Origin of the sequence: Bradyrhizobium erythrophlei, assembly GCF_900142985.1 — a bacterium.
Classification (GTDB): Bacteria; Pseudomonadota; Alphaproteobacteria; order Rhizobiales; family Xanthobacteraceae; genus Bradyrhizobium; species Bradyrhizobium erythrophlei_B.
This window is the reverse complement of the sequence record NZ_LT670849.1, coordinates 7,201,431-7,213,286: the sequence shown is the minus strand read 5'-3', so window position 1 is coordinate 7,213,286 and position 11,856 is coordinate 7,201,431. Positions and strand designations below refer to the sequence as shown.

Sequence of the window (11,856 nt, the reverse complement as noted above, 5' to 3'; positions counted from 1 at the left end):
ATTTTGGGCGGCAAAAGCGCCGCCTTGTCGATCGCTGAAGGCTTGGCCTTGCGCCAAAGCGCACGCCACAATCGCCAAATCGGGGTCTTGAGGCCCGATAATCGGTTAGGTCGAATATCAACCGTCCCTGGAACAAGCTGTGACCTGGGAGCGGACGCCGCTCGGGCCTGAAACCGCCCCTCCTGTCAGCCGCGCGGCTCGCGCTGGCTCCGAAGAGGCTGGAAAGACGCTGAAATCTCCGTTGTGGGAGGTTCCTGCGCTGCACCGAGAGGCTGATCGCGACACAACCGGGAATTTTGACCGTCAGCACCACATACATACGTGGATCGGCCTCTCCGTGCAAGGGAGCCGTAGCCGGACAGTAACACTCCCGTCTTTTCGGCGGATAATGTTTAAGGCACGATTAACCCTGTGGCCCTATTGCGGTAATAGACTGGCTCGGAGGCACGGATCAGGTGGCGGGCCGCCCAAATCACCTTGTATTATCGGGTTTTGCGTCAGTGTGCGCCGCAGCATTGCTATGGTTTGCGCTTGGCGAGGCCTCCGCCGTCGAAGCGCAGCCGCCGAAGCCGGTCGCCACCGTCCGGTTCCCGATCGCTTCCGACGCTCGTCTGGCCGGCGACGGCAAACAGACCCGCTTGATCCTCGATATCGACCAGCCGATTTCGGTGCACGCCTTCGCGCTGGCCGACCCCTACCGCGTCGTCGTGGACCTGCCGCAGGTCACGTTTCAGCTCCCGCCAGGGATCGGCGCGACGGGCCGGGGCCTGATCAAGGCATTCCGCTATGGCCTCGTGATGCCCGGCGGTTCGCGGATCGTCATCGATCTCGCCGGACCTGCCAAAATCACCAATGCGTCGGTGCTCCAGGCCGTCAACGGTCAACCGGCGCGGCTTGTGCTCGACCTGGAGGAGGTCGATCGGACCACCTTCGTCCAACTGCTGGCGCCCGAAAACCGGCCCGAGCTTCGGCCCGCGATCGCTGACGCCAAGGATACAACGCTTCCGGTATCGACCGGGCCGGCGAAGCCCGAGGCGTCTGGCTCTCAGGCCTCACCGTCCGACACGCGTCCGGTGATCGTGATCGATCCCGGTCATGGCGGCCCGGACAACGGCACGCAATGGGACGGCGCGAGTGAAAAGGCGATCGTGCTGGCCTTTGCGCTCTCCTTGCGTGAGCGTATCGAGAAGAACGGGAAATACCGCGTCGTAATGACGCGCACCGACGATACATTCATCCCGCTCGACGACCGCGTGAAGTTCGCGCGCGGCCAGTCGGCCTCGCTGTTCGTGTCCATTCACGCCGATGCCTTGCCGCGTCACGAAGGCGACGCGCAGGGCGCCACGATCTATACGCTGTCCGACCGTGCCTCGGACGCGCAGGCCGAAAAACTCGCGGAGGCCGAAAACAGGGCTGATGCCATCGGCGGCGTCAACCTGACCGAAGAACCCACCGAGGTTGCCGATATCCTGATCGATCTTGCCCAGCGCGAAACCCGCACATTTTCCAACCGTTTCGCGCGGCTCTTGATGGGGGAGATGAAGACGGTCACGCGAATGCACAAGCACCCGCTCAAGTCGGCTGGCTTCCGGGTGCTCAAGGCGCCGGACGTACCGTCGGTCCTGGTCGAGCTCGGCTACGTCTCCAACAAGGATGATCTCGAACATCTGCAATCGGACAACTGGCGTTCCCGCACGGTAGGATCGGTGGCGCACGCGATCGACGCGTTCTTCGCCAAGCGGCTGGCGACGGCAGGAAACGGGAATTAAAGGCGTATGAGGCGGTACTCGGCGAGGCCCTAGTTTGGCCACAGCGGAGGCCTTATAAACGCCACGGAACCTTGAGGAATCGGCGTTGTTCGCGTTGCGGTGGCGTGTGGTATAATCCAGCAACGGCCAGCGATGACCGGGGTGCGGAAAATACCTCTACAGGAGCGCTGGTCATTCGGCGCGGGGACTAAACGGAATTCATCATTATGCGCTTGCTGGTGCGGTTCTTGGGTTTCTTGTTCGCCGCGGGAACCGTCGTGTTCCTTGTGGGCGTCGCTGGCGTCGCTGGCGCGATCTGGCACTTCTCCAAGGATTTGCCTGACTATTCGCAGCTTCAGGATTACGAGCCGCCGGTGATGACGCGCGTTCACGCCGCCGACGGCGCGCTGCTTGGCGAGTATTCCAAGGAACGGCGGCTCTATCTGCCGATCCAGGCGGTGCCGAAGCTCGTCATCAACGCGTTCCTGGCCGCCGAAGACAAGAATTTCTACGAGCACGGCGGCATCGACTTTTCGGGCATGGCGCGTGCAGCGGTGCTGTATGCGCAGAACATCGGTTCGAACCGCAGGCCGCAGGGCGCCTCGACGATCACCCAACAGGTCGCCAAGAACTTCCTGCTGACCAACGAGGTCTCCTTCACCCGCAAGATCAAGGAAGCACTGCTCGCGATGCGAATCGAGCGCACCTATTCGAAGGACAAGATTCTCGAGCTCTATCTCAATGAAATCTATCTCGGCCTCGGCGCCTATGGCGTCGCGGCGGCCTCGCTCGTCTATTTCGACAAATCGGTCAACGAACTCACGGTCGCGGAGGCCTCTTACCTCGCTGCGCTACCGAAGGCGCCGGCCGCGCTGCACCCCGTGCGCAACCGCGATCGCGCCATCGAGCGCCGCAACTACGTGATCGATCGTCTGCTCGAAAACGGCTGGATCAAGCAGGCCGATGCCGACAAGGCCCGCAAGGATCAGCTGATCGTCACCAATCGTTCCAACGCCGCGCACACGTTCGCAGGCGAGTATTTCGCCGAGGAAGTCCGCCGCGACATCTTCGAGCGATACGGCGAGAAGAAGCTCTACGAAGGCGGTCTGTCGGTTCGCGCCACGCTCGATCCGAAAATCCAGGTGATGGCGCGCAAGACCATGGCCGCCGGCATCGTCAATTACGACGAGGCGCAGGGCTGGCGCGGCGCTTCCAGCAAGCTCGATATTTCCGGCGACTGGGGCGTCAAGCTCGCCGACGTGAAATCGCTGTCGGACGTTTCGCCGTGGCGGCTTGGGGTAGTTCTGGAAATCAGCGACCAGTCGGCGCGCATCGGCTTTCAGCCCGGCCGTGAACTCGGCGGCGCCGTGAGCAAGGAGCGGCAGACCGGGATCATCACGCTGGACGGCGTCAGATGGGCGAAGCCAACCACGGGTCCGGCGAAGGGCCGTACGCCGACGTCGATGTCCCAGGTGCTGTCGCCGGGCGACATCATTTATGCCGATCCGCTGTTTAAGGACGGCAATGCCGTCGAAGGTCAGTACCGGCTGCGGCAATTGCCCGAAGTGTCCGGTGCGATGGTCGTGATGGATCCCTGGACCGGCCGCGTGCTCGCGATGGTCGGCGGCTTCTCGTTCGACCAGAGCCAGTTCAACCGCGCGACGCAGGCCTACCGGCAGCCGGGTTCGTCGTTCAAGCCGATCGTTTATTCCGCCGCGCTCGACAACGGTTATACGCCCTCGACCCAGGTGGTCGACGCGCCGATCGAAATCGACCAGGGGCAGGGGGCCGGCGTCTGGCGTCCGGAGAACTTCTCCTCCGGCAAGTACAACGGTCCAACGACGCTGCGGAACGCGCTGCGTCTGTCGCTGAACACCGTCACGGTGCGGCTGGCGCAGGATATCGGCATGCCGCTGATCGGCGAATATGCGCGACGTTTCGGCGTCTATGACGAATTGCCGAACTACCTGTCCTATGCGCTCGGCGCCGGCGAAACCACGGTCATGCGCATGGTCACGGCCTATTCGATGATTGCGAACGGCGGCCGCCGCGTGAAGCCGACCTTGATCGACCGCATCCAGGATCGCTACGGCCACACCATCTTCAAGCACGACGCCCGCGAATGCCGCGGCTGCGATGCGCCGACCGGCTGGAAGAATCAGACCGAGCCGCAGCTGATCGACCGCCGCGAGCAGGTGCTCGACACCATGACCGCCTATCAGATGACTTCGATGCTGGAGGGTGTGGTGCAGGGCGGTACCGCGATCGCGGTCAAGGAAGTCGGCAAGCCGATCGCCGGCAAGACCGGTACGACCAACGAGGCCAAGGACGCCTGGTTCATCGGCTTCTCGCCGGACGTCGTGGTCGGTATCTACCTCGGCTACGACAAGCCGCGTCCGCTGGGTAAAGGCAATGCCGCGACCGGCGGCCATCTGGCCGCGCCGATCGCGCGCGACTTCCTCAAGCTGGCGCTCGCCGACAAGCCGGCGGTGCCGTTCAAGATTCCCGCTGGCATCAAGCTCGTCCGTGTCGACGCCAAATCCGGCATGCGCGTCGGTCCGGGCGACGGCGGACGGACCATTCTGGAAGCCTTCAAGCCGGGAACGGCACCACCCGACGCCGTCATCGGCGTTGCCGACGCCGACGGCCGGCAGGTCTATCCGCAGCAGCCTCCGCCCGATTCCGATCGAAACTTCTTCCGGCCCGGTACCGGCGGCCTGTATTAGAGCTTGATCTAACCTTGCTTGCACTTTGCGACTTCCGCCGCTACTTGAGGCGGAGGTTTTGCGCTGAGCCGAACCTTTCAGAGCCAGAGATCAGAGAACGTCATGCGCGCCGAAGTCGAACGTCTTGTCGAAGAGATCAAGCAGTCAGTCGGGCTGCTGAGGAGGCATCTTTGACGTCGAAAAATCCACTGCGCGGCTGGCGGAGCTGAACCAGCTCGCCGAAGACCCCAATCTCTGGAACGATCCACAAAAGGCGCAGAAGCTGATGCAGGAGCGGACCTCGCTGGAGGATTCGCTGTCGGGCATCGGCAAGGTCGAGCAAGAGCTGGAAGACAATATCGGCATGATCGAGCTCGGCGAAGCCGAGAACGATGCCGGTGTGGTCGGCGAGGCCGAGGCCGCGCTGAAAGAGCTGAAGAAAGAGGTCGCGCGCCGCGAGCTTGAAGCGCTGTTGTCCGGTGAGGCCGATCGCTTCGATTCCTATCTGGAGGTTCACGCCGGCGCCGGCGGCACCGAGAGCCAGGACTGGGCGCAGATGCTGCTCCGGATGTACACGCGCTGGGCCGAAAAGCACGGCTTCAAGATCGAATATCTCGAGGAATCCCAGGGCGAAGAAGCCGGCATCAAATCGGCCACCATCCAGATCTCGGGTCACAACGCCTACGGCTGGCTCAAGACCGAAGCGGGCGTGCATCGGCTGGTGCGGATATCGCCGTTCGATTCCAACGCGCGGCGCCACACCTCTTTTTCGAGCGTTGCGATCTTTCCGGTCATCGACGACAGCATCAAGATCGACATCAAGGAATCCGACGTGCGCACCGATACGATGCGTTCAGGCGGCGCGGGTGGCCAGCACGTCAACAAGACCGAATCCGCGGTGCGGCTCACGCATATTCCGACCGGCGTTGCGGTGGTCTGCCAGGCCGGCCGTTCGCAGCACAAGAACCGCGCGCAGGCGTGGGACATGCTGCGTGCTCGCCTTTACGAAATCGAATTGAAGAAACGCGAGGAACAGGCGGCCGCCGATCAGGCCGCCAAGACCGACATCGGCTGGGGCCATCAAATCCGGTCCTACGTGTTGCAGCCCTATCAGATGGTCAAGGACCTGCGCACCGGGGTGCTGACGTCGGACACGTCAGGCGTGCTCGACGGCGACCTCGACGAATTCATGGCCGCGACCCTGGCGCAGCGCGCCTTCGGCACGGATGCCGGCGCGGTCGAGGACGTTGACTAGCGGTAGCGAAGAGGTTAGCCCGCGCTCAGACGCACACCGGCGCGCAGGAATTTCTGCGGATCGACGGCCTCGCCATCGATGCGGGTTTCGTAGTGCAGATGCGGTCCGGTCGAACGGCCGGTCGAGCCGACGGCGCCGATCACCTGACCGATTTTGACGACGTCGCCGACCTTCACGTTGATCTCGGAGAGATGTCCGTAGCGTGTCGACAAGCCGTTGCCGTGATCGATCTCTACCATCCGTCCGTATCCGCCGGCCCATCCTGAGGACGCGACCTTGCCGTTGGCGGTTACGCGCACGGGGTCACCCATGGCGGCGCGGAAATCGAGACCCGTATGCATCGCAGGGCGGCCGAGGAACGGATCGGAGCGCACGCCAAATCCCGAAGTGAATTCGACTTCGCCGATCACGGGCTTCCGGTACGGCACCAGCGCCAGCGTGCGGTTGAGGCGATCGACCTGGGCTCGGCTGATATTGATACGATAAAGCTGACGTTCGAAGGCGCCGGCATCTCCGGACAATTTCACCGGCACATAGGGCCCGCCCATGCCGGCGCGCGGCGTTGCAGCTTCGAGCTGGCCGACGTCGAGCCCGAGATCCGTGAACACGCCGCGCATGCGTCGCGCCCGCGATTCAAGGCTGTCTTCAAGCGAAGTGAGGGACGAGAGCTGACGTCGCTCGACCTGATCGAGCGAATTCTGCAAACGCACGATCACGTTGTCGACGCCCTGGATCTTGGCAGCTTTCGTCACCGGCGCAAGGCTGAGAACCGGCGCGCGCGATTCCAGCCGGGCCTCGCGGTCGGGCGGCGCGACGAACACGGCCGTGTCACTGATCGGAGAAGGTTTCGGCGTGGCGGAGGGGGCGGGATCGGCAGCAGCCGCGCCGCGCGATGGCGAGCGGATCGATCCCGTCACGTCTGACATGCCGCCGATCGCAGCCGCGCGCGATTCGAGTGTCGTCTGGCGGCGCATGACCTGTTCGAGTTTCTGGTCGAACTGTTCCTGATCCAGCAACTGCCGGCTGGTGGCACGATCGACCTTGGCGCGAAGTTCCGCGATCCGGTCCTCGTAGGCGTATTGCATTTCCGCTTGCCGTGCGATCAGCCGCGTCAGCACGTCGTCACGAAATGCGAAATAGGTCGCGGTCGCCGCCGACCACATTCCGAGCGCCGTGACGGTGCCGACCACAATCCAGAACACCACCGGTCCAACACGGACCTGCTTGCCGGCGTGAACCAGCGTGTAGCTGTTTTCTTCGTGCGTGGCGGGCGATGGGTTGGCCGGCTGGCGGGCGAGTTGCTGCCGGGAAGAATCATGCGGCTGGCGAAACTCGGACTGATGACCGGAACGGTACGACATCGACACTCCCGTGCCGGTCGGAGAAAGGTTCCTTGCGGCGCAAATTTCGAGGCGAATGTGGCCCGATCATGGTTAATTTTTCGCGAATGTGGCGTCAGGTGGCTTTGGCCGCAGCGAGCACGTCGTCCGCGTGCCCGTCGACCCTGACATTGCGCCAGATTTTGACGATTCGGCCGTCCGCACCGATCAGAACGGTGGTGCGAAGGATGCCTTCGAACGTCCTGCCATACATGGATTTTTCGCCCCACGCGCCATAGGCCTCGAGCATCTCATGTTTCTCATCCGACGCGAGAGGAACCGAGAGCTGATGCTTGTTTCGAAACGCCTCCTGCGCCTTGGGCGTGTCGCCTGATACCCCGATGACGGCGGTCCCGCTGGCGGCGAAGGCATCCTTGAGGCGGGTGAAGTCGATGGCCTCCCGCGTGCATCCCGGCGTGTCGGCACGGGGGTAGAAAAACACGACAAGCTTCTGGCCGGCATAGTCCGCAAGCGAGACCGCGTTACCGCCGTCCCCTGGCAAATGGAACGAAGGCGCCTTGGCGCCTTCCGCCAGCGTCGACCGTGTCTTCCGATTCGCCTTTGTCGCAGCAGGCTTTGACGCAGCCGGTTTTGATGATTTGGGCGAAGAGCCGGGCAACGTCTTGGTTTGCCTCTCTTTTGGGTTCTTGCCGGATTTGGTTGCCACCGATTGCCCCGACTTCGAGGTCCCCCGTTTAGCCGATGCCTTCGATGCCGCGGACTTCGTCTTGCGGGCGGAATGACCACTGGATTTCTTGCGCGTTTTCTTGGACATACGCCTTCCTTTCGTCGCTTTCCGCGGATCAATCATTGAGGTATTGAGGCAAGATGGATCAGGTCGATTTTCGGCCGGTCAATTTGGTCTTTACACGATTATGCTCAAAAGGATTTCGACACGCCACCCGCTCGCTGGTGTGGCTTCAGCCGGATGACAGGCGGAGCCATTCGGTCCGCCTCGATGTTGGGGGCGCGGACGCTTTTCGAAGCGGGAATCGAGGGACTATTTGCAAATATAGGGTTTAGTGGTTTGGGGGATTTGAAGTTCGCTTTGAGGCCTGTTGTAAAATGGGCGGCGGACGTCGGATCGGTCCCACTGGGAAGAGGAGGGGTAGAATGTTGGCAGGCGTAGCCTTTGTTGCCCATCCAGATCCATCCATCCGCGCCGGCAACGAGAGGCAATGGTAGGACAAAAGTCGACCCAGAACCCCAATCCGTCGGTTGACGCCCAGGCCCAGCAATGGGACGGCGCCGACTGGCATGGGGAGCACGACGAAGCGGCACGGCGCCGTGCACGCCGGCTGCTGTCGCGGTCGAATTCCCGCTTTTATCTGGTGACCGATCGCGTCGGGTCGTTAGGGCGCCGGCTCACCGGCGGGCGCTGGTTCTGGCGGATCGCCATCGTCTGCGTGTCTCTGTTCGTCATCTTTGCCGGCTGTTTCGGCGGCCTGTGGTGGCGGCTTGGCGCAGGTCCGATCAATCTGGACATGGCAACGCCCTGGCTCGCCGCCGCGATCGAAGACAATATCGGCCACGGCAACACGGTCGAGGTCGGCGGCACGCAGATCGAGCGGGCCGGGCGGATCCGTATCGCCGTGCGCATCCGCGACATCATCGTGCGGGATCGCGACCACGCGATCGTTGCGAGCGCGCCAAAGGCCGAAGTGAGACTTTCAGGCTATGCGCTGTTGACGGGACGCCTGCGGGCTGAAAGCCTGAACCTGGTCGATGCCGAACTCAGCGTGCGCATCACGCCGGATGGTTATGTCACGGTATCGACCGGCGACAATGCGCGGCCGCTTGCCACCGGCGTTGCCTCGAAAAAAGAAGCGGGACTTCCTCCGACGTTCCCCCGTCCGTCCGCCCAAGCACAGATGCAGCCATCGCCGGACCAACCGGCAGTGCCGGCCGACAGCGCGCAGGCGGGACTGCTGGCTGGCCTCGACTGGCTCGACAGCCTCAGCCTGACCGGTCTTGACGGGCAAAATCTCAACGAGATCGGCTTGAAAAACGGCAGCCTCATCGTTGATGACCAGCAGCGCGGCAACAAATGGAATTTCCAGAACATCTCTCTCAGTCTGCGCCGGCCAAGCAGCGGCGGCGTGGTGCTCAGCGTTGCCGAGGACAGCGCACCCGGCTGGTCGCTGCGCGTGACGGTGGGGCCGCCTGCCAACGGCGTGCGATCGGTCGATATCAAGGCCGACAAGGTCTCGACGACCAACATCCTTCTGGCGCTGCGGTTGAAGGACCTGAACTACAGCGCCAACCTGCCGCTGAGCGGCGAGCTCAAAGGCGAACTCGGTCGCGATGGCATTCCCACCTATTTCCGCGGCAAGATCACTTCCGGCGCCGGAGAGGTCGTCGACAGCGACACGCCCGAATTTCCGATGGCGATCGATTCGGCCGAAGTGAATCTCGAATGGGACGCCAACAAGCGGGTGCTCGTGGCGCCATTCAAGATCGTTTCCGGTGAAAACCGGATCACGCTGCTTGCCCATCTCGAGCCTCCCAATGGCAATGTGAATGACTGGCAGCTGGGGCTTTCGGGCGGCACCATCCTGCTCGCCGGCAACGACGGCGATCCGCCGGTCATCTTCAACCGCGTCGCCATCGGCGTGCGGTTTGACACCGTCAAGAAACGCGTGGTGCTGACGCAGGCCGATTTCAGCAATGGCGAAATCGGCGTCGCCGGCACCGGCACCATCGACTATTCCGGCGAGCCCCGGCTGATGCTCGGCTTTGCGGGCACGCCGATGTCGGCATCCGCGCTCAAGCGGATCTGGCCGTCTTTGGTCGTTGCCGACGTGCGGCAGTGGGTGGTCGATCGGGTCGAACGCGGCGCCGTTCAGCGCGTCGAGATCGGGGTCAATTCGCCGGTTCGGAATCTCTCGCGAAAAGGGCCGCCGATTCCCGACGACGGCCTCAACGTCAACATCGTTGCCAATGCGGTGACGCTGCGGCCGGTGGATGGTCTGCCGTCCATTCGGGACGCCGATCTGAAAGCGCATATCACCGGCCGAACCGCCAGTGTCACCGTCGGCCAGGGCGCCGCCGATACGCCGGCTGGCCGCAAGCTCACGGTAGCCGATGCCGCATTCGAAGTGCCGGACACCTTCCCGAAACCCGTGCAGGCCAAGGTGAAGTTCCGCATCGAAGGTCCGGTGCCGGCGGCCGCGGAGATACTGGCGTCCGACAAGCTGAGCGATTTCTCCGCAACCCTGATCGATCCCAACTCCAGCAAGGGAACGGCTTCTGCGGTGGTCAACCTTGCGCTGCCGATCAAGCACGACATTACGCGGGCCGACGTCAGCTACACCGTCAGCGCCGATCTCGGCGGGTTTGCCGCCGATCGTCTGGTGATGAATCAGAAGCTGGAGGCCAATTCGCTGAAGGTGGTCGCCAACAACCAGGGCTATCAGGTCAGGGGCGACGTCAAGATCAACGGGCAGGCGGCTTCGCTCGACTACCGCAAACAGAATGACGGCGATGCCGACATCAAGTTGCAGGCCACGCTCGACGAGGCAAGCCGGGCCCGTTTTGGCTTCGACCTCGGTCCGGCCGTATCCGGCAATATCCCGGTCAAGCTGAGTGGCAAAATTGGCGGCGACAATACCCGCCTGGGCGTCGATGCTGATCTCACCCAGCTCAAGCTCGACAATATCCTTCCCGGCTGGGTCAAGACGTCGGGCAAGTCGACCCGCGCCACTTTCAACGTGGTTCAAAAGCCGCAATCGACGCGTCTCGAAGACATCGTGATCGAAGGCGGCGGCGTCTCGATCAAGGGATCGCTCGAGGTTGATCCGAACGGCGACCTCGTGAACGCGAACTTCCCGACCTACTCACCTTCCGACGGCGACAAGACCTCGTTGCGGGCCGATCGCGGACCGGACGGTGTGATCAAGGTCACCATGCGCGGCGATGTATTTGACGGCCGCGGTTTTCTCAAGACCGCGATTTCCGGCAGGGAGAGCGATCCAAAGATCAAGGCCAAGACCCTTGACTTCGACGTCGACGTGAAGCTCGGCGCGGTCGCAGGTTTTGGCGGCGAGACCTTGCGCAGCGTCGATACGAAAATGTCCCGCCGCAACGGAACGCTGAGAAGCTTCAGCTTCACGAGCAAGCTCGGCCGCGACACGCCAGTCACGGCCGACTTGCGCCGCGGACAGGGCCGCGATGTGATCTATCTCGAAACCAACGATGCGGGCGCGCTGCTTAAATTTAGCGATACCTATTCCAAGGTCTCCGGCGGCCAGCTTCAACTGGCGCTGGACCCGCCAACATCGGAGCCGGCGGCGAAGGAGGGACTTCTCAACGTCCGCGACTTCACGGTCAAGGGCGAGGCCTCGCTGGACAAGCTCGCTGCGGGTGGCGCGCCGGGCGCGCCGGGCGGCATCGGCTTTACGCGGCTGCGTGCGGAATTCGTGCGGCAGAACGGGCAGCTCACGATCAAGGAAGGCGTGCTCAAGGGGCCGAGCATCGGCGGCACGATCGAGGGCAGCATCGACTATCCCGGCAATCAGGTTCGCATGAGCGGCACCTTTGTGCCGCTCTACGGGTTGAACAACCTTCTCAATAATGTCCCCGTTGTCGGACTGTTCTTCGGCGGCAGCAATGAGGGCGTATTCGGCCTCACCTATGAAGTGGTTGGCACGCCGGACAAACCGACGCTGCGCGTTAATCCGATTTCGCCGCTCTTCCCCGGCATTACCCGCAAGATCATGGACTTCAACACCGGCAAGCAGAACGGTGGCGCCGAATTCCCGGCGAACTGA

At 62.9% G+C, this 11,856-nt stretch carries 6 protein-coding genes; 4 read left to right on the top strand and 2 right to left on the bottom strand.

Annotated features, from left to right (window positions below):
- Window positions 1-455: 455 nt before the first annotated feature.
- From BUA38_RS34680 to prfB, 3 genes are all read left to right on the top strand, one after another.
- Entirely contained in the window at window positions 456-1,769 is a 1,314-nt protein-coding gene (locus BUA38_RS34680) for an N-acetylmuramoyl-L-alanine amidase (protein WP_072825243.1), read from the top strand.
- A 206-nt stretch (window positions 1,770-1,975) separates the two neighbouring features.
- Window positions 1,976-4,474 carry a penicillin-binding protein 1A gene (locus tag BUA38_RS34675; RefSeq protein ID WP_072825241.1) on the top strand — a complete coding sequence of 833 codons (2,499 nt, stop codon included), beginning with the start codon at window positions 1,976-1,978 and terminating at the stop codon, window positions 4,472-4,474.
- A gap of 102 nt (window positions 4,475-4,576) precedes the next feature.
- A protein-coding gene (gene prfB, locus BUA38_RS34670; RefSeq protein WP_156898877.1) for a peptide chain release factor 2 occupies window positions 4,577-5,708 on the top strand; the annotation gives its coding sequence in 2 pieces (ribosomal slippage) (window positions 4,577-4,645 and window positions 4,647-5,708; 1,131 coding nt in all).
- Between the two features lie 14 nt (window positions 5,709-5,722).
- On the opposite strand, the gene BUA38_RS34665 is transcribed toward prfB, so the two are convergent.
- Together BUA38_RS34665 and BUA38_RS38920 are read right to left on the bottom strand one after the other, a co-directional pair.
- Window positions 5,723-7,069, bottom strand: coding sequence for a M23 family metallopeptidase (locus tag BUA38_RS34665; protein ID WP_083587887.1), 1,347 nt, complete (start codon window positions 7,067-7,069; stop codon window positions 5,723-5,725).
- Window positions 7,070-7,163: 94 nt separating this feature from the next.
- Window positions 7,164-7,862: a peroxiredoxin gene (locus tag BUA38_RS38920; protein WP_072826668.1), complete on the bottom strand. Its 699-nt coding sequence runs from the start codon at window positions 7,860-7,862 to the stop codon at window positions 7,164-7,166.
- 376 nt (window positions 7,863-8,238) lie between these two features.
- On the opposite strand from BUA38_RS38920, the gene BUA38_RS34655 reads away from it, so the two are divergent.
- Window positions 8,239-11,856, top strand: coding sequence for a DUF3971 domain-containing protein (locus BUA38_RS34655; protein WP_072825235.1), 3,618 nt, complete (start codon window positions 8,239-8,241; stop codon window positions 11,854-11,856).

Coding starts and splice junctions, on each gene's coding strand:
- BUA38_RS34675 (WP_072825241.1), top strand. CDS start 1,976: ATGCGCTTGCTGGTGCGGTTCTTGGGTTTCTTGTTCGCCGCGGGAACC.
- BUA38_RS34665 (WP_083587887.1), bottom strand. CDS start 7,069: ATGTCGTACCGTTCCGGTCATCAGTCCGAGTTTCGCCAGCCGCATGAT.
- BUA38_RS38920 (WP_072826668.1), bottom strand. CDS start 7,862: ATGTCCAAGAAAACGCGCAAGAAATCCAGTGGTCATTCCGCCCGCAAG.